The sequence below is a fragment of the Paenibacillus dakarensis genome (genome assembly GCF_001373415.1).
GTDB classification, from domain to species: domain Bacteria; phylum Bacillota; class Bacilli; order Paenibacillales; family Paenibacillaceae; genus Paenibacillus_AQ; species Paenibacillus_AQ dakarensis.
In genome coordinates this window covers 213,921-233,635 of the sequence record NZ_CDSE01000007.1, presented here as the reverse complement: position 1 = coordinate 233,635, position 19,715 = coordinate 213,921, and the positions used below count along the sequence as shown (strand labels likewise).

General features: G+C 48.6%; 16 protein-coding genes. 8 read left to right on the top strand and 8 right to left on the bottom strand.

From position 1 onward, the window contains the following. Positions 1–37 precede the first annotated feature (37 nt). Positions 38–778 carry a helix-turn-helix domain-containing protein gene (locus BN1234_RS01520; protein WP_054954895.1) on the bottom strand — a complete coding sequence of 247 codons (741 nt, stop codon included), beginning with the start codon at positions 776–778 and terminating at the stop codon, positions 38–40. 108 nt (positions 779–886) lie between these two features. Here BN1234_RS01520 and BN1234_RS01515 point away from each other — a divergent pair, with 108 nt between their 5' ends. Both BN1234_RS01515 and pgmB read left to right on the top strand, forming a co-directional pair. Then, positions 887–3,175 carry a glycoside hydrolase family 65 protein gene (locus BN1234_RS01515; RefSeq protein WP_054954894.1) on the top strand — a complete coding sequence of 763 codons (2,289 nt, stop codon included), beginning with the start codon at positions 887–889 and terminating at the stop codon, positions 3,173–3,175. Between the two features lie 47 nt (positions 3,176–3,222). Beyond that, on the top strand, positions 3,223–3,900 hold the full coding sequence (pgmB, locus tag BN1234_RS01510) for a beta-phosphoglucomutase (RefSeq protein WP_054954893.1): 678 nt from the start codon (positions 3,223–3,225) through the stop codon (positions 3,898–3,900). Positions 3,901–4,274: 374 nt separating this feature from the next. Here the strand turns inward: pgmB and BN1234_RS01500 are convergent, their stop codons facing one another. After that, positions 4,275–5,294, bottom strand: coding sequence for a Gfo/Idh/MocA family protein (locus tag BN1234_RS01500; RefSeq protein WP_054954891.1), 1,020 nt, complete (start codon positions 5,292–5,294; stop codon positions 4,275–4,277). Positions 5,295–5,428: 134 nt separating this feature from the next. Continuing rightward, positions 5,429–6,202, bottom strand: coding sequence for a sugar phosphate isomerase/epimerase family protein (locus BN1234_RS01495; protein ID WP_054954890.1), 774 nt, complete (start codon positions 6,200–6,202; stop codon positions 5,429–5,431). Between the two features lie 137 nt (positions 6,203–6,339). Here BN1234_RS01495 and BN1234_RS01490 point away from each other — a divergent pair, with 137 nt between their 5' ends. The 4 genes from BN1234_RS01490 (at position 6,340) to BN1234_RS01480 (ending at position 12,329) form a co-directional block, all read left to right on the top strand. Then, a complete protein-coding gene (locus BN1234_RS01490; RefSeq protein ID WP_054954889.1) occupies positions 6,340–7,143 on the top strand; it encodes an AraC family transcriptional regulator in 804 nt (267 codons plus the stop codon). A gap of 101 nt (positions 7,144–7,244) precedes the next feature. Beyond that, complete coding sequence (locus BN1234_RS22390; RefSeq protein WP_170307958.1) at positions 7,245–7,421, top strand: hypothetical protein; 177 nt, start codon at positions 7,245–7,247, stop codon at positions 7,419–7,421. 286 nt (positions 7,422–7,707) lie between these two features. Beyond that, positions 7,708–9,378 carry an SWIM zinc finger family protein gene (locus BN1234_RS01485; protein ID WP_054954888.1) on the top strand — a complete coding sequence of 557 codons (1,671 nt, stop codon included), beginning with the start codon at positions 7,708–7,710 and terminating at the stop codon, positions 9,376–9,378. Then, positions 9,375–12,329 carry a DEAD/DEAH box helicase gene (locus BN1234_RS01480; protein ID WP_054954887.1) on the top strand — a complete coding sequence of 985 codons (2,955 nt, stop codon included), beginning with the start codon at positions 9,375–9,377 and terminating at the stop codon, positions 12,327–12,329. Before BN1234_RS01485 ends, BN1234_RS01480 begins: the two co-directional genes overlap by 4 nt. Positions 12,330–12,631: 302 nt before the next feature. Here BN1234_RS01480 and BN1234_RS01475 read toward each other — a convergent pair whose 3' ends face one another. Next, entirely contained in the window at positions 12,632–13,732 is a 1,101-nt protein-coding gene (locus tag BN1234_RS01475; RefSeq protein WP_054954886.1) for a threonine aldolase family protein, read from the bottom strand. 162 nt (positions 13,733–13,894) lie between these two features. Here BN1234_RS01475 and udk point away from each other — a divergent pair, with 162 nt between their 5' ends. Continuing rightward, positions 13,895–14,530 carry a uridine kinase gene (gene udk / locus BN1234_RS01470; protein ID WP_054954885.1) on the top strand — a complete coding sequence of 212 codons (636 nt, stop codon included), beginning with the start codon at positions 13,895–13,897 and terminating at the stop codon, positions 14,528–14,530. 142 nt (positions 14,531–14,672) lie between these two features. Here udk and BN1234_RS01465 read toward each other — a convergent pair whose 3' ends face one another. From BN1234_RS01465 to BN1234_RS22110, 4 genes are all read right to left on the bottom strand, one after another. After that, positions 14,673–15,719: a sialidase family protein gene (locus BN1234_RS01465; RefSeq protein WP_054954958.1), complete on the bottom strand. Its 1,047-nt coding sequence runs from the start codon at positions 15,717–15,719 to the stop codon at positions 14,673–14,675. 283 nt (positions 15,720–16,002) lie between these two features. Then, a complete protein-coding gene (locus tag BN1234_RS01460; protein WP_054954884.1) occupies positions 16,003–17,304 on the bottom strand; it encodes an FtsW/RodA/SpoVE family cell cycle protein in 1,302 nt (433 codons plus the stop codon). A 3-nt stretch (positions 17,305–17,307) separates the two neighbouring features. Continuing rightward, positions 17,308–17,637 carry a PadR family transcriptional regulator gene (locus BN1234_RS01455; RefSeq protein WP_054954957.1) on the bottom strand — a complete coding sequence of 110 codons (330 nt, stop codon included), beginning with the start codon at positions 17,635–17,637 and terminating at the stop codon, positions 17,308–17,310. Positions 17,638–17,789: 152 nt separating this feature from the next. Further along, the gene (locus BN1234_RS22110; RefSeq protein ID WP_156337100.1) at positions 17,790–17,927 is read right to left on the bottom strand and encodes a hypothetical protein; all 138 of its coding nucleotides are present in this window, start codon (positions 17,925–17,927) and stop codon (positions 17,790–17,792) included. A 150-nt stretch (positions 17,928–18,077) separates the two neighbouring features. On the opposite strand from BN1234_RS22110, the gene BN1234_RS01450 reads away from it, so the two are divergent. Next, entirely contained in the window at positions 18,078–19,385 is a 1,308-nt protein-coding gene (locus BN1234_RS01450) for an acetamidase/formamidase family protein (RefSeq protein ID WP_054954883.1), read from the top strand. Positions 19,386–19,715 lie beyond the last annotated feature (330 nt).

The following is a 19,715-nucleotide window of genomic DNA, read 5'->3' as shown; positions in this document are numbered from 1 at the left end:
CTCTCATCTCTAAGTTGTTATCGTCTAAGTTGTTATCTTAAGTGCCTCTGGTCATCCGAAATTTTCTCGGCGTTACTCCCGTGAAATTTTTGAACAACTGCGTATAATAACTTTGGCTGCAGAACTTGAAGGTAAAGGCAATCTCAGAAATCGGCTGATTTGTATTGATCAGCAGATGCTTGGACTCCTCAATCTTACGCCGGTTAATGAAAGTTGTAATGCATACACCCGTTTCGCGCTTAAAGCGGTCAGATAGATAACTTGGATGAACCTTCAAATATTCAGCAACCCTCTGCAAGGTCAGCTCTTCAAAAATATGCTCCCGAATATAAAATACAGCCAGATTCACAATATGGGAATAGGACAGTTCCTCTCGCTCACGGCGGATCATCGATACAAACTGAACCAGCATTTCATATTCAAAATGAATGAGCCGCTCAACATCCCCAATCTTCTCAATCTCATTAATGAGTGTATCACTTAAGTGAAAAGCAGACTCCGCATCCACCCCTCCCTTAATGATGGCACGAGTGAATAAGGTGCATGATGCTATGAGCGCATTCTTTTTAGACCTTAGGGGATATGTCGCAAGCACAGCCGCTTCCAGCTCGTTAATCTTGCGCAGCATGTCCATCGCCCTGCTCTCATCACCATATCTTATCGCTTCAAGCAGCTCATGTTCATAATCAAACGGCGGATGGATAAAATTCTCTCGCAAAAACTGCATACGTGAGTTCAGATAATAAGCCTGATTCGCTGGCGGAGAAGATTGTTTCATTTTTACCGCACCACCTAAAAATAATGATAAAAACCTTAATATTTTAGTATAAGATAACCCTTTTTGGCACTAAAATTCAAGCATAATGATCAAGGGGGAAGACAAGACATGACTTGGAAATTATCCAATCCTGAATTATCACAGCAGGATTTACTTAATATGGAAAGTATCTTTGCGCTTGGAAACGGTTACCTTGGCGTTCGCGGTAACTTTGAGGAAGGCTACGGCGAGAACATGACCTCGATTCGCGGCACCTATCTGAATGCCTTTCACGATGTGATTGAGATCCCTTACGGCGAGAAGCTCTTCGCCTTTCCTGATACCCAGCAAAAACTTCTTAACAATATTGATGCCCAAACGATCCTGATCTACCTGGAGGGTGAGCAGGAGCCTTTCCGTCTGGACCATGGCGTCATTACGAAACAGGAACGTTACCTGCACATGGACAAGGGTTATTCCGAGAGAATTGTACATTGGAAATCGCCCGCAGGCAAAGAAATTAAATTGACGTTTCGTCGCCTGGTTTCCTTTACGCACCGTGAGTTGTTCGCAATTGATGTCCAGATCGAGCCGATCAACTTCAATGGCAAAGTGCGTATCGTTTCTACCATTAACGGTAAAGTGAAGAACTACACCAATCCGAATGACCCACGGGTTGCCGCAGGACATGCTGAGCGAATGACAGTCGTTGACGCAGGCGTGAAAGGCTACGATGGATATGTCATGGATGAGACGATGGCTTCGAAGCTGCAGGCAGCTTGTGTATCCCGTCATCGCGTAGATACTGCGGATGCAGACATTCAGATCGAAGCTGGCGACGGCGAAGTGACTTATACCGCTGCTTTTTCATTAACGGAAGCGATCCATTTCACGAAATTCAATGTGTATACGGACACCCTTCGTCATGGAAAAGAGTTAGTTGAACAGGGGATTCAGCTGCAAGAACGCATGAAGGACCTTTCCTTCGAGGATTTGGTTAACGAGCAGACCGAATATTTGAACCTGTACTGGAAATCGGCGGATGTCATGATTCAGAACGATGACAAGCTGCAGGAAGGCATCCGGTTCAATCTGTTCCAGCTGCTTCAATCCGCAGGGCGTGACGAGCACAGCAATATTGCCGCCAAAGGCCTTAGCGGTGAAGGATATGAAGGCCACTATTTCTGGGACACAGAAATTTATATGTTCCCTGTATTCCTGATGACACAGCCGGACATTGCACGCCAGCTCCTCCTGTACCGATACTCCAAGCTGGATCAAGCCAGAGCAAGAGCACGGGAGATGGGTCACAGCCAAGGCGCACTATTCCCGTGGCGGACCATTTCCGGAACGGAATGCTCTTCGTTCTTCCCGTCAGGAACGGCTCAATACCATATCAGTGCGGATATCGCATACAGCTATATTCAGTACTACCTGGCTGAGCAGGATCAGGAATTCCTCTTATCCTACGGCGCTGAGGTGCTGATCGAGACGGCGCGCCTATGGACGGATATGGGTCATTATTACAATGGCGCATTCCATATTGATGAGGTTACAGGACCCGATGAGTATACCTGCTGCGTGAACAACAACTACTACACCAACGTGATGGCTAAACATAACTTGAAGTGGGCTGCCAAGAGCTGCTCCATTCTGAAGTCCTATAATGCTTCCGGCTTCAAGTCTCTGTGTGACCGCCTTGGCGTAACCGAGGACGAAATATCAGCTTGGGCAAAAGCGGCGGATGCCATGCTGCTTCCTTATGATGAAGAACTCGGCATCAACCCGCAGGATGATACCTTCCTTCGCAAAGCGGTATGGGATTTCGACAATACGCCGGAGGAAAAATATCCGCTGCTGCTTAACTACCACCCGTTGACTATTTACCGTTATCAGGTGTGCAAGCAGGCAGATACCGTTCTGGCACACTTCCTGCTGGAAGATGAGCAGAGCCTTGAAACGATTAAACGCTCTTACGATTATTATGAGAGCATCACAACCCATGACTCATCCCTGTCCTCCTGTATCTTCAGCATCATGGCTTCGAAGATCGGCAATATGGACAAGGCTTATGAGTACTTCATCGAAACAGCTCGCCTGGATCTGGACAATACGCATGGAAATACAAAAGACGGCCTTCATATGGCCAACATGGGCGGAACCTGGATGTCGATCGTATACGGATTCGCTGGTATGCGTCTGAAAGAAAGCGGGTTGTCTCTATCCCCTGCCATTCCGCAGGATTGGGAGAAATATGCGTTCCGTTTGAACTTCCGCGGCCGCCTGATCGGTGTGCTGATCGAAAAAGGCAGCGTGACTCTGGAACTCGTAGAGGGCGATGAAATCGAGATCAAGCTGTATGATGAACTGGTGAAACTCGAAGCGAATCATTCTGTTACTCAGCCCATTCACGGCTAAGTTTAAATCTTAAAACTGCTGAAGACATCAAAAGGAGCTATTCTGATATGAGCAAAGAAAATTCCCTTAAAGCCGTTATCTTCGATCTGGACGGCGTTATTACCGATACAGCCGAGCATCATTATCAAGCATGGAAAGCCATTGCGAATGAGCTTGGCATCCCATTCACCCGCGAGTTCAATGAGAAGCTTAAAGGGGTGTCCCGCATGGACTCCCTTAAACTTCTCTTGACCCAGGCAAAGACTCCGGTATCTTATTCCGATGAAGAAATGGAGCAGCTTGCAGACCGGAAAAACAAAATTTATGTTGATTTGATCGAAACGATCACACCGGCAGATCTGCTGCCGGGCATCAAGGAATTTATTGCTGAAATCCGGTCATCCGGTATGAAGACCGGCATTGCTTCCGCCAGCAAAAATGCTATCGCTGTTCTGACACGCCTTGGTGTTATGGATCAGTTTGACGTCATTGTGGATGTAGTCAAGCTGAAGAACAGCAAGCCTGATCCGGAAATCTTCCTGACAGCTGCGGCTGAACTGGAAGTCGAACCAAACAACTGCATCGGGGTGGAGGATGCTGCCTCTGGTGTAGATGCCATCAAAGCAGCGAATATGTTCGCCGTAGCCATCGGCAACAGTGCTAATTTCCCGCATGCGGATATCGTGCTTTCGAGTACAGCTGAGCTGAATTTTCAGGAGCTTGCGCGGGCTTTCGAGGGTAATTAATTTTATTGGTGCGGATTATGCCTTTTGGAGACGCTGCGGGTACGAATCATTCCTACTATCGCTGTTGTGTTCCCATTTCCCAAACTAATTTTCTCAAGGGTTGAAATTGGAACACAAAGCATATGCTTCCGATGCGAGCTTTCCTTCGGAAAGCTTTTAGGCGACCGCTGTCGCTTCTTCGGAATCGATTCGTCCCCTCCGCTCTTCGTGCATATCCATAAAACACCCATAAAATAAAGGCATGGCGGTGTCGGGATAACCTTCCTGACACCGCCATGCCTATTTGCACTTGCTTGAGCTGCATGGACAGCTCCTTCTCAACATTCTGAAGAGTCATATATGTATATGGCTCTTTTCGCTTTTTGTGTTGATCGTTACAGTTTTACGATTTTACCTGTTTCCTGGGACTCGAACGCCGCCAGAATCACTTTCAGCGAACGCAGGCCTTCCTCACCAGAAATGGACGGAGGTGTGTTCGTAAGTATACAATTCACAAATTCATCAATGACGCCGCTTGGAACCTGCTTCTCATTCGTTGCCATTGCGCCGACTTTATAGGTCTCTATCGTACCGTTCGTCAGCTCAACAATGACTTCGTCTCCTTCGACGGTACCGATCTTCATGACTCCGTTCTCACACCACAATACTGTACTGTTATCGCCTGAACGGTACTGTGTCCAGCTCGCCATCAGCGTTCCGACTGCGCCGCTTTCCATGCGGAGAATACAAGTGGCGTTATCATCCACATCCGTTCCATCCTTGTGAATCGTGCTGATGAAGCCTGCCACCTCTGCGACTTCATCGTTAAGCAGATAACGGATAAAGTCCGATTTGTGGACACCGAGATCTCCCATTGCTCCCATAATCGCTTTATTTTTCTGGAAGAACCAGCTTTCCCGGCCGTCCAGGCTCCAGCCCTCTGGTCCGCCATGGCCGAAGGAAGTACGGAATGTAAGTACTCTGCCAAGCTTGCCGGAATCCAGAATCTCCTTAGCCTTCACATGCGGCGGCATCAAACGCTGATTATGACCAATCATCAGGTAGACACCGTTTTTGCGGGCTGCGTCGATCATTTCCTGCCCTTCTTCAGCCGAAGCAGCCATTGGTTTCTCAACCAATACATGAAGTCCGGCATTCGCAGCTGCAATGGCCATCGGAGCATGCAAATAGTTGGGTGAGCATACGCTAACGGCATCCAGCTTCTCGTTCTTAAGCAATTCTTCATAGTTGGTATAAGCTTTTCCGCCGTACTCGCGGGCTACTGCTTCTACTCTTTCCTTATTCGGGTCCGCAAAAGCAACCAGCTCTACATGTTCATTAGAAGCATACTCAGGAATATGTCTACGCTGGGCAATCGCACCGCAGCCAAGTACGGCTACTTTAATTTTGTTCATGTCTGCACGTCTCCTTTAACATTCATAAATCATTTCAATGGATCATTTATATAAAAAAATTAAACGGGATAACTAACTTTGTATCATTTTCAAACTGGTATATCTATCAAATTAGGATTCGATCTATCCACGTTCTAAAACTGATTCAAATAATGGTTCTTCACCCAATTGAGGCTATTAGATATACTTTCAAATGGAGGATTCTGGCATACATCCTGTTCCACAATTAACCACTGTGTCCCTGCATCCGAAGCAGCCTTGATTACAGCAGGCAGGTTTACATTGCCCTGGCTCAGCTCAAGCGTCTTCATTTCGCCTTGATCATCTACACTGAAATCTTTCAAGTGGAGAAGCGGCAGACGGCCTGCATATTTCGGAATATAGACAAGCGGATCCTGGCCTGCGTACTGTATCCAGCATACATCCATCTCCACCTGAACGGCCTCCGGGGAAGTAGCTTCGTACAACGCGTCATAAGCGAATGCATTCCCTACTTGATCTTCGAATTCAAACGCATGGTTATGATACCCGAAAACTAATCCCTGCTTACGCACCTCGGTTCCGACTTCCTCCAGAAACACGAACAGTTTTCTCCAATCCTCAGCGCTTGAGCGATCCTCTAGTGCAACATACGGACACATCATATACTTGGCACCAATTGTTTTTAAATAATCAATCTCCTTCTGTAAATCTTCACGAAGGAGATGAAGCCCTACGTGGCTTCCGATTGCCTGCAGCCCAAGCTCCTGTAGAATCGTTTTCATTTCGTCTGCTGGAATATCCCCATAGCCTGCAAATTCAACGCCCTCATATCCTAATTCCGCTACTTTGCGGAGTGTTCCCCGAAAGTCCTGCGCCGTCTCTTCACGCAGTGTGTACATTTGTAAGCCGATCCCCATCCTTCTCATGAAAGGACACCTCTATTCAATGTTTATTTTCATTGCTCAATCTGATACCATCATACATGACAGTTAGCTGATATGAGAATAAACTATATGGTTAGAACATGAACTATCTGCTTGTTTTTTATTTTGGGAGGAACATCATGACAGAGGCTAGGCTACTCATTTGCGGTTATTCCTATCACACTGTGCTTTATAGCAACAGTTACAGAAACGGTTTAACCAATTACTTATTCCGGCTCCAGACCGAAGGTTCTTGTACGGTCAAATCCAGCGGCAAAGACTATCATCTGCAGGCAGGAGATCTGCTGCTTCTTAAACCCGGGGATGACTATGAATTGTATATCCACGAAGAGAAAAGTGATGGGCGCATTTCGAGCGGGGACTATTATATTTTTTGCGACGGCTCCTGGATCGATGCCTGGTGGAGACGCATAAAGCGCCCTAAGGTCAACCGGATCAGCATTGATGACCATCTGCTCGGTATATGGCGGCTGCTGCTGCTGGAGAAGAACCGCGGGCCTGAAGAGGATCCGGAATTGACCGGATATTTACTGCGGGGATTATGTATTTATCTGGACCGCTTGATCACCGAAACCAAGCCTGCAGATCGTTCCGCATTCACAGCATTACGCTTGAAGAGATTCATTGAGGAGCATGCTATCATGACCTTTAAACTTGAGGAGGCTGCCGCACATGTCGGACTCAGCCTGTCCCGTGCCGTCCAGCTGTTTAAGGCCACGTACGGCAAGACCATGATCCAGTATGCCCAGGAAATCCGGCTGAATGCTGCGGTTGAACGAATCAAATACAGCTCGATGACCCTTGAGGAAATTGCAGAGACCTGCGGCTTTGCCAGCTATTCGTATTTTCACCGGGTCTTTCGGGCGAAGTATGGCATGACCCCGGTAAAGTTTCGAGAGGCCAGGAATGTGAGAATCAATTAATTATACTGAAGCTGGATTTCATCTCCTGAATATTAGAATAGGTCAAACTTTTATACAGATTTGATTGTCTATTTATAAAGAGGAATCCAGAAGGAGGTGTAATGAATATGGATCTCACTTATTTCACGTTCGGGTTGTGGCCGGTTCTGTTTCTTATTGTACAAGGGCTTTTTGCTCTGCTCGGTTTATATGCACTTTATCTTCTCATTAAACTATTAATCCGGGCGATAACAGCCTTGGAGCTCTACATAGACGAAAAGCGAAATCGGCCGTTTTGAGTGGCTGTATCATCGCGCATCATAATAAAGACACAAAAGCCCCGGCTCCCGGGGCTTGTTAAATCACCGTTCTATTCCACAATCAGACGGTAGGCCGAAATCTAATTGATTCGCAGCGCCGCCCACATGGAGATTACATACGCATAACAGTCTTATCACCATATTTTTCATCATACCTTATATTCCATAAATGTCATGCCTTTCTCTGCCAACTTATTTATATAGAAGACTGGATATGGTAGGCTAGAGTCCATAAAACTATTCGTTTTCAGGAGATGGATTCACCATGAACCTTATCCAGCCGCTGGATGATACAGAGTGGCAGACACTCATACACAATACAGCCGCGTACTTTAGTGATCTGACGATCAAACGCGGATTTCAATATTACAAGCAGGGCAAGGTTGGGCCCTTGCACATGCCAAATGACGATCACATCGAAGCGATCGTTCAAGGAACAGATGATTACAAGGTCGATCTGGTTCCCGGAACACTGGATGACAGCCGCTGCACCTGCCCGGTCAGACATAAGTGCAAGCATATGGTTGCGGTCCTGCTGGAGGCGGCGAGCAAGCAGGGACGGTCTGTTCATGCACTTGTGAATGCTCATACGACCTACCTGATCCGGCACGAGGAAACATCCTCCACTGAATCAGGTGCTGCTTCTGGGAGTAACGGATCTGCCGGGGCTGGAGCTGCTTCCGGCAATCCGTCAGGCCCTTACCAGGCGATCCGTGAGCAGGCCCGGCATCTGCAGGATATGCCGGTCTCTTCCTGGCATCAGCTGTTCGGTCAATGCGTTTCAACACTAGGAATCCGCACCTTAAACTCCTTGTACTCCCACAATGCTCTTGAGGCCATCCTCAGTATCAAGCCTTCGCTTACCGGTGTAATGGATACGCTGTTTGAGCTTCATGCCCGGCTGTTTGTGCTCGACAAGCTGGTGAAGCAGCCTCCGAACCAGGGAATTGGCTCCGGTCTTTTCATTGGCTATCATGTTCAGATTGCCGCGGACGACATCGAGAAGGATATAAATCAACGCTTCGCTTCCGGGGAGCTCTCCATTCCAGGAGAGAGCGTGTATTCACCTCGAGTAAGTGAAACGTTGTCTTACCTAAGGGGAAAAATGCTGACCGAATCACGTTATCATCCCTTCTTCTCCAATATATACAATCAGCTGTGGACATTCGGGATACACCCTCTTGAAGGTGATACCCGTCTCTACACTGAAGAGCTGGAGCATTTGCAATCCGCAGAAACAGAGCTTGGGAATGCCTATTCCAAAGCGGCGGGCATGCTTGCCCAGAGCCTGATGCACTTTTATCTTTTGCAGGATGATAAGGCCTTTGAACTGCTGCGTGCTGCTGACAAGGCGCTTTATATCCAGCCGGAACAGCTGATGTTTTTTCTGAATATGCTCTCCCATGCTGAAGATTGGACACGTCTGTCGAAGTGGCTGACCGAGACGGGCCCGTTACTGGCCAGCTACCGCAATCATAATCTCAAAAGCTATATGGCCTACTGGGATCAGGTTGTGCAGGAGCAGCCGGAAGCGGAACAGCATCTCTGGAATACGCTTGTGGACATGCTCCCTTATTCCAAGGACATTTATCAAGAAACACTGCTGGCCCACGGTAAATGGCAGGAGTGGATGGATTACCAGCTGAGTACAGGCAGAGAACCGCTGGAGTTCCGGGTCAGCGTCCTGCAGCCGATTGAGAAGAATGCGCCAGAGCTGCTGCTGCCTTTTTTTCACCAGGCTGTGGAAAGGTATATCCTTCAGAAAAACAGATCCAGTTATAAATCAGCAGTCAAGCTGCTGAAACGATTAGCCAAGCTGTACAAAAAACTGAAGCAGGAAGAACGCTGGGAGAACTTTATTACCGCCTTTTCCGAGCGGCACAGCCGCCTTCGCGCACTTCAGGAGGAGCTTCGGAGAGGAAAACTGATATCATGAGCCGACATACCGAAACGATCAACGTCCAAATCACACTAAGCGCTTATGGAGATGCGCTCATCTATGGCTCCACCCTGATGCAGGGTTATCTGCCGGGCCAGACTTTAAAGCAGCGTTTGTTCGCGTGGCATGAGGAATCCTTTTACGGCACGGAACTGGAGGTTCAGCAGGTTCAGGATGTTGAGCTTGTGGTGCTGCCTGCCGAGCAGGTCATTCCATTCTTTGCCGATATCAAGCTGCTGAGTCACATCGAATGGGTGTGGGGAGAGGAAAGCGCGCCCTTCGTTCAGCTTGCTCCGATGCTTAATGAATGCATTGAGCAAAAAGCCTTCATGCCCAGCTTTACCGCCTATCAGGCAGGAAAGCTCCAGTGGACATGGGACCCGGAGGCGATGGATCCCGCGGGCCGCGAGATATTGTCTCAGTTGGTGGAAGACCCCCTGCTTGGAGAAGGTTTAGAGGCAGCATTCTCTGCATCTGTCTTTAACCGCTGTTATGGAACCGAAGCGGAAGCCTCAGATCTGCGCCGTGAATATCCCCTTCTCTTCGCCAAGGATCGTACAGCAGCAGCCGGAATGGATGCGCAGTCCTGGCTGATTGCTATCGGATGGAAGCCGGATACGGCTCCCTTCCGCCCTGTACTTCAGCTGCTGGAACCGGACGAAGAAGAATTCGAGTGGCGGCTCAAGCTTGTCCTTCAGGACAAGCGCGATCCCGCTCTGCTCTGTCCGGTTCGGCTGACAGAAGAAGGCCATGCCTTTGGAACATGGCCGGCACACTGGACGCCTCATGTGGTGGAGCGCTCCGCCGGCTGGCTGGAGCGTCTGCGAGGCGCACTTCCGGCACATATGCTGGAGGGCCACAGCCAGGATGTGATCAGCTCGGCGCTGTCCGACGAAGCGGCATGGAACTTCCTGACGGTGGACAGCCAGCGTCTTCTGCAGACAGGCTGGCAGGTGCTCCTCCCGGCTTGGTGGGAAGCGGCTACGCGTAAGAAGCCGAAGCTTCGCGCCAAGGTTCGCTCCGGCGAGGGCCGTGAACGCACGGCGGGCAGCTCCCTCTTCGGCCTGGATTCCATCGTCAACTTCGATTGGCGGATTGCTATCGGGAATACCAGCCTTACCGAAGCCGAGTTCGCAGATCTTGTTGCCCGGAACGAACGGTTGGTTCGTTTCCGTGGGCAGTGGATCGCGCTCGACCCTGCCCTTGTCGCGCAAATTCGCCAGGCCATGGCAGGGATGGATTCATCGCAAGGTCTATCCTTTCAGGATATTCTCCATCTCCACCTGCTCGGTAATGATGAGTCACCAGAAGGTGATCAACAGCAAGAAGAGGAGGAAAAAGGCCCCGAGCGCATAAAGCTGGAGGTTGAGCTCAATGAGTATCTGCTCGGTCTAATCAGCCAGCTTCAGCGGCAGAACGAATGGCCTGAGCTGCCGGTGCCCGAAGGACTCCATGCAGAGCTTCGGACCTATCAGCGGGAAGGATATGCATGGCTTTCCTTCCTGCGGCGCTTCGGGCTTGGCGCCTGTCTTGCCGACGATATGGGTCTTGGCAAAACCGTTCAGTTCATCACCTATCTGCTGCATGTGAAAGAAACGACCGAAGGTCAGGAATCCAGACTTCCTTCGCTTCTTATCTGTCCGACTTCCGTTCTGGGCAACTGGCAGAAGGAGCTGCGCCGCTTCGCCCCGTCCATTCGGGTCATGCTTCACTACGGAAGCAAGCGGTACAGCAGCGAGGAATTCCAGGCAGAAGCCATGGAGGCCGACATTATCCTGACCTCTTACGCTACAGCCACGCTCGATCAGGAGCTGCTTAAAGAATTCAAATGGGAATCCATCTGTCTTGATGAAGCCCAGAACATTAAGAACGCGCAGACGAAGCAGTCCATGGCGGTCCGCAGCTTCCCGGCGAAGCATCGAATCGCCCTGACCGGTACGCCAATTGAGAACAGACTGTCTGAGCTGTGGTCGATATACGACTTCATTAATCCGGGGTATCTCGGTAATCTGAGGGCCTTTACGAACCGCTTCATTCAAGCGATCGAGAAGGATCATGATGAGCAAAAGACCGCCGATCTGCAGAAGCTTGTCAAGCCGTTCATGCTTCGGCGCAAGAAGAAGGACCCGGCGATCCAGCTGGATCTGCCGGAGAAGAATGAGATGAAGACGTATATTCATCTCACGACGGAGCAGGGCGCGCTCTATGACCAGACGGTCAATCAGCTGATGGAGCGTATGCAGAAGCTAGAGGGGATTGAGCGTAAGGGTGCTATTTTGTCGGCGCTCACGCAGTTGAAGCAGCTGTGCGATCATCCGGTGCTCCTGACCAAGGAAGCTCTTCCCGAGGTTACGAGTGCCTCTGGTCGTATGCTGGATGCGGAGACGATCATCAACCGTTCAGCCAAGCTCGAACGCCTGCTGTCGATGATTAAGGAACTCCGTGAGGAAGACGAACGGTGCCTCATCTTCACCCAGTACATTGGTATGGGTGAGATGCTGCAGCAGGTGCTGCAGCAGGAGCTTGGTGAGCCGGTGCTCTACCTGAACGGAAGCACCTCGAAGACGGCGCGTGACCGCATGATTGACCAATTCCAGTCACGGACGCTGCCACCGTCCGAACAGCCTAATGTGTTCATTCTGTCGATCAAGGCAGGCGGAGTCGGTCTGAATCTGACCGCAGCGAACCACGTCTTCCACTTCGACCGCTGGTGGAATCCGGCCGTTGAGAACCAGGCGACCGACCGTGCGTACCGTATGGGCCAGACAAAGGATGTGCAGGTGCATAAATTCATCTCACTCGGCACCCTCGAGGAACGAATCGATGAGATGCTGGAGAGCAAACAGCAGCTCAGCGACAACGTTATTTCCAGCAGCGAAGGCTGGATCACCGAGCTGTCGACCGACGAGCTGAAGGATCTGTTTACATTACGGAGAGATTGGGCATGAGGGCTAACCCCTCATGCCTTTTCTTCAGCGGTTGCATTTTTGTCTCGGTAGTCGTATTGGACAGGTGTAAAAATGCTGACTTCTTTATATTAGTTTTGTGCGTAAGGCGATTCTGCTCGCCGGATCCCTTACGTTCACGACCGAGGTTCATGGTCAGTCACAAGCAGAGCATCAGCCCCGGTAGTTCAGGACCCATCATTGATAACAGCAAAGCCCGTCACGGCTTCCCAAGCGGAAGGATGTGACAGGCTTTTTTGCCGTTTAATATTAAGCATGTTACTAATCAATCACATGAAGTTCAACTATGAACTCTTCAATTCTGTCAGCTTCTCATCCAGCACCTGAAACGCCTTCTTTAGAGTCTCCTTCGGTATATTCGCATACCGATCGCCGATGCTAATCTCACTGGAGCAGCCGCCGTTGCTATTCTCATTTAGATATCCTACTAATCCTACACCCGTCTCTTGATACAGAGCCTTGAGCACAGGCTCCATCTTCTCTTTCGGCAGTTCGAAATGAACATGGAACATATTCGATACGGGTGTGAGCGGCAAGGAAGCTGCTGCTGTACAGCGGTTAAAGTAGGCTGCTAGCTCCTTCGCTTCCTCATAATACTGACCCATCCGCCCTACTCTAAGATCATAGTAGTAATCCGAGCTCAGAATATAGGGATACAGGCTGATCAGATCGCCGCCATGCCGGCGCTTCCATATCTTCGATTCTTCCGTAAATGCCTTCTCCCCCGCAAGGATAGCACCAGCAATTCCGCCGATTCCTTTATAAAAGGATACATACACACTATCAAACAGGCTGCATATTTCTGCCGCCGACTTCTCATAATAAGGCACGATCTCAAATAATCTCGCTCCATCCAAATGCAGCTTGATCCCTTTCTCACGGCAGTAGGCGGATATCGCTTCAAGCTCCTTATAATCCGGCAATTGTCCGCCGATCTCCCGCTGCGGCAGCTCCAGCAGCAGACATGCGATATCGTCGTCCATATGTAACACATCATCCAGGTTAATTAATCGATCCGAATCTGCAAGCAGTACGGGTTCAATATGATGAAGCTCCTTCAGTCCGTCTTCTTCATGGATCTCCAAGTGGCATAAAGGATGATACGCAACTTTCCGGTTCCCCTGCCGATCACACCAGATGCGAAGGGCGATCTGCTGGGCCATGGTTCCGCTGGGGAAGAACACGGCACTTTCTTTGCCGAGTATGTTCGCCAGTTTGTCCTGAAAATCTTCAATCAGCTTGCCTTTTCCATACATGTCGCTATTTAGAGAGCCATCGAATGATTCGAGTGCCTGCTTCAATACTTGAACGTCTCTGCTGCCATGACCGGCAACCTTGTATGGAGTCTCGTTAAATACATCAGCTAAAGTTGGTTCTGTGCTCATAATGTCCGCTCCTTTCGTTATAAGATTAGTATTTCATATTATTAAGTACAAGGGAATAATACCCTCACAAATTCTACATAGCTTAGCGTGAAAAAGCCCATACAGTATGTTAAAATACTGAAATGCAAAGCACGTAACCTTAGGGAGGTTTAAAATAGTATCATGCTCATCATTGGTATTGCCGGTGGAACAGGCTCCGGCAAAACGACAGTAGCCCGTTCCGTCATTAACCGTCTTGGCCACGGAAAAGTTACGTTTATATCTCAGGATAATTATTATAAGGACAACCCTCATCTTACCTTGGAGGAACGCGAGAAGATCAACTATGATCACCCCTTTGCTTTTGACAATGATCTTCTTATCGAGCATGTAGGGCTCTTGAAAGCAGGGCAGTCTGCTTACGCTCCGGTATATGACTTTACCATCCACGCCCGTTCCAAAGAGGAAACGCTTGAGCTGAAGGCAAGGAATATTATCATCATCGAAGGCCTGCATGTACTGTCTGACGAAAATCTGCGAAAACTTCTCGACATCAAGGTATTTGTCGATACGGATCCCGATGTGCGTATTCTCCGCCGGGTAGTCCGGGATATCGAGGATCGCGGCAGAACGATTCAATCGGTTCACGATCAGTATCTGAGTACAGTTAAGCCGATGCATGAGGCATTTATCGAGCCATCCAAGAAATATGCGGATATCATTATCCCTGAAGGCGGGGAGAATGAGGTTGGCATCCAGCTCCTGTCTGTTTTGACCGAGAAGTACCTGACAGGCGAGCGGACTTGGGGAAGCAATTAATAAGCGGCAAAACATATAGACGACCTGTCATTCGATTGTGAATGACAGGTCGTTTTTTTCCATCTTAATTTCAGGAATGATCTAAGACTATAAAGGATTAAGCCTTACTTAATTGAATATAATGCAGCATCTTATCTTATAACTAAAGCAGCAAATCCGATTCACGCAGGGAATATCCGCGAATATGGGCATTCGGTGCGTCATCCACAATATAATTCACAATGTAGATCTCACCATCGTTGAATTGAACCCAGCCCGAATAACCAAGATCGGATTCCGGACTGCGGTCAAAGTCAATCGGAAAGATGCGGGACCATTGGTCATTTCGCCGGGTCGCTTTAGCAGATTCCACATCGGTCATGCAAGCAAAAAAATTCTGCGTCCATTTCCCGAGCCATCCGCTTCCTCCTTGCATAAAGCGATAGGTGATAAAGACACGTCCGCTATGGAGCATACGAGCGACAGGCCGATGACATGCCGGAATGGGTGCAGGATACGGCCCTTCCCAAGTTAATCCTTGATCATGAGAGATCGTTTTGTACGCATCCCAGCCCATATTTGAATTCTCTCGCAGATAGGTGACAAGGGTACCATCCGGCAGTGGCAAGATGCTTCCTTCACATAAATGAAGACCCTCCTTACTCGCAACGATAATTCTATCGCTCCAGCTCTTCCCTTCATCATCCGTATACCAGAGAACCTGCTCCAAAAACGCATGGTCATCACTTTTATAGTGAGCGGATACAAGCCAACGCCCGCTCTCCAATTCCACAAGTGTATCAGGTACGATTCCCTTTACCGGCGTTAGGATCGGTTCACTCCATACTTCACCGTCCGGATCACCGATAAAGAGCAAACTAGAAGAGGTATTCCCCATATTTGTGCCAACAGGAAGCTGTCTCGGGCACTTGTTCACGATAATGACCAGCCGTCCATCTCGAAGTCGCTTAATGCTAGGGCAATCATCATAATGAGATGAATCCGGAAGGCTCTCCGTCAAACATTTCTTCGGCCCCCAAGTACGGCCCTTATCTATGCTCTTGGTGTAAACAATGCGTGTTCTCGAGCGATCTCCATGCGTAACACATTCCAGGAATACACAGATCAAATGCTCTTTTTCTGTCTTTTCCAATGCGGGAAAAGCCTCGTATACAGTATTATCACGGCTCACAATATATTTAGTAAGCATGCTATACCTCCAACGTATCCATCTTATTTCAGAGCTGCACCCGATACTTTGACGTGCTAAAGCTGATTGCACATTGGTCCAGCACCCATGTTTTTCACCTTGTTGATACTTCTCTTTTTGATCACAGCCTTCCTCCTTTCCTGAACGTAGAATAAAGCGTGCCTGTCCGATATAACTGAACAGAATGAGCACCATCGCTTAATCCTCCTCCGGATAGAAAACACAAAACAGAGGCGTGCAGATTGAATTTGCCGCCTCTGTTTCAATAATAATTTTAGTATTTTTATGCCGCCACCTCTGCGCTCGGCAGCATATTTTTACGACGGTACATCGACAGAACCATCCCTATAGCTGCAAAATATAAAATCTGTGTCGAGCCGCCATATGCCATAAACGGCAGTTCAATATTCGCAAATGGAACCATGCCAAATGCCATCAGTATAGGCCACAGCATGTGGAACGCCAATACGGTTGTAAATGCGATGGTCACTCTTTGGGCAGCCGGATCATGGAGTGAAGTGCTCATGCGCCAGATTTCGATCAGAAACAGCAGGACGAGCAAACCAATAACAATAGCAGCCCCCCAACCGAAGCAGTAAATGAGGTATGGAAACAGCGACTCACTCTGGAGAGACGGAAGCATTTCGTTCGGCGCAGCGAATCCGTGTCCGGTCCAACCGGCCGAGCGTATGGCTTCAGCGGTTTGAATCAACTGATAATCCTCACCTTGTGTTGGATTTAAAAAAGCAGAAATTCGATAACGAACTTGATCTACCCGGGATAATATAAAGCCGAACACCCCAATGATAGGCAGACCGAGGATAAACCATTGCTTCATATTCTTTTTGTTGGCATGCCAGGTTATCAATAGATACCCAATAACATAAATCAGAGCAAGCGGCATGGAGCCGCCCAGACTAAACAGCCACACAGGTACTGCGCCTCTATAACAAAATTGAGTAATGAATTCGAGCCATCCCGTATGTCGTCCTGACTTCATACCTGCCAAAGACATAAGCAAGAGAAGAAGAGAAGGTGCCATCGTATTGATAACTAACGGTCCAATTCGAAAATACGCTCCAGATCCATTTACCACCGTACTATTCAATATCGTCATCACCATAAGACCAAGGGTCATCAAAAATATCGCATCAGCATATTTCAGCAGCTTCCGGTAATCTGATAAATAGAATCCCACAAGTGCCAGCAGGCCAATTCCGGTAAGCATGGTCTTGCTCTCAAACAGATTGGAATAATGATTGTTCATTGACCCGGAGATCTGTATATTCAGCGCTGCCAATATACCGATCACAGCCATCAGGGCAATAATCGCAAGCATTCTCCAATTGGGCAGCGGCCGATGCGCATGATCCAGGCTTTTACCGATGGCCTCGGAAGATCCCATCTGCTTTACTGCTTCCTTGATAGCTGTCTCCTTCGTATACCCTTCAAGCTGCAAGCTTTCCGCCCGTTCCTCGATATGACCGCTGATCTCCTCCCGAATCTCAGGGTGAAGCTCCTTGGCTCTGACATGCTGGCATACATGGTCCAGAAACTGACGGACATTTGGTTCTTGTTGTGTCACGACTTAGCTCCCCTCTCCAATAACGGTATCGACTGCGGTTCGGAATCTGACCCACTCTTCCTTCTTCTCCCTGATCTGATCCCGCCCCCGCTCCGTGATCCGGTAATATTTCCGTTTACGTCCTTCATGCTGGCTCCAGTACGCTTCGAGCCACCCTTCCGCTTCAAGCGTATGAAGGATGGGATACAGCGTCCCTTCCTTCATCATAAACACACCATTCGAGCTCTTCTCAATTTCCTTGATTAGTTCATAACCGTACATTTCTTTCCGGCTCAGCACACTAAGCAGCAGGATCACAGTACTTCCCTTAAGCAGCTCTTTATTAATCGCCAATGTCATCTGTCCTCCTATACCTAGTAATTCTATGTATCGTTAATCTATGTATATGATAATCGTTATTTTTGGAAATGGCAACCTGTATTCTTCTCTTCATGAAAACAGCCCTAACGTGAACTTCCAATCATGAGCTATATTGCCTTAAATCATTACATAAAGTTTTCCTTATACCAAACACCAGCAAAAAAGATAAGCCCAAATAAAAACACGAGGACAAAAATCAGCAAAGTGAGGTGAATCACGCCCCAAGCTAGGGCTTTTATCGTTTTCTTATAGATCGCCTTCATCCATCTCACCCCCCTGTAAAACATACCCATCATTATACATTTGATTTTCACATATTATGGTTATTAACTAACCGTTTGAAACTATTTTCACAAGTACAATAAATAATATAGGTACATCATCAACTTACATATCAAAAGGAGGCTTAAACAATGAAGCAAGCAGTAGAAACATTATTCGTCAACTCCTTCACGGATGGAATCCTGGACCCTGAGCAAGAAATGCTCGGCCCGATCAAAGACGGCGGACAAATCGTCGCCAACACGGCGCCAGGATGCTGGGGTCCCATGATTACCCCTTGCTTGAAGGGCGGACATGAAGTAACGAAGCCAGTCTATGTCGAAGGTGCAGAGGTCGGTGACGCGATTGCCATTAAGATTAAATCAATCCAGGTAACTTCCATTGCTACCGCGTCTGGTAATGACAGACCTGTTGAAGGCCGGTTTCTGGGGGACCCCTTTGTCGCGGGCAAGTGTCCAAAGTGCGGAACACTGAATCCCGAAACAGTGATTAAAGGCATTGGGCAGGAGGCGATTCGCTGTGCTCATTGCGATAGCGACATCACTCCTTTTGTATTTACGAATGGATATACGATTACATTTGACGAAGACGGTCAGGTTGGTGTAACACTTTCCAAGGAAGCGGCTGAGCAAATTGCACGGAAAGGCAGACACTACATGCGTACACCGGATGCGTCGGTGCAAAATCCGATTGTAACCTTTGCACCGCATGATCTCGTCGGCATGGTTGCACGAATGCGCCCCTTCATGGGGCAGCTTGGTACAACACCTTCCAAGGCACTTCCCGATTCTCACAACGCCGGCGATTTCGGGTCATTTCTAATCGGTGCACCGCATCAATATGCAGTGACTCAGGAAGAGCTGGACGAACACCGTACGGACGGACATATGGATATCAGCCGCGTGCGTGCTGGCGCTACACTCATCTGTCCGGTTAAGGTTCCTGGCGGTGGCGTCTATCTCGGAGACATGCATGCCATGCAAGGGGATGGTGAAATCGCGGGCCATACAGCGGATGTCGCTGGAATTGTACATCTGCAGGTCAAAGTGCTTAAAGGCATCCATCTGGAAGGCCCTGTCCTCCTGCCGAATGAAGAGGACCTGCCTTATACAGCCAAGCCGCTCACCGCAGCAGAGAAACGCTCCGCTGAGGCCCTCGCTGCCCAGTGGGGACTTCAAGAGCTGGAAGAGTCACTCCCTGTTTCTGTAATTGGAACAGGCCCCACTTTAAATGCTGCGACCGATAACGGACTTGCACGCGCAGCAAAACTGTTCAACGTGTCGGTCCCTGAGATTATGAACCGTGCTACCATCACAGGCTCAATTGAGATCGGACGCCATCCCGGCGTTGTAACCGTCACCTTCCAAGCGCCTAAGCGCTACCTTGAGCAGACGAAGCTTTATGAAGCTGCAGATCAGCAATATAAAAATCGCGCCTAAAACGATCTATTAATTTACCTCTATGAGGCACAGTCCGCAAGCTAAAGCTCCCGATCACTGACCGGGAGCTTTTTAATGTGCTGCAGAAGTTCCCGATGCCGTCCTTGTCCGTGAAATCCCGGATACTTTTCCGGTTATTCATCAGAGACTCAGGGAGATGACCCATCTTCTGCCAGCCTGTTTTAGCAATTTAGATTTTTCCATTCCTTTATATTTTTCAGATTTATAGGAATCGCTCTATATCAAGGGCTCCTCCCGCTCCATATTCTTCAATGTAGATTTTTGACAAATTTATGAAAACCCTTTCTTTACTTAGCGGATAAATTGCAA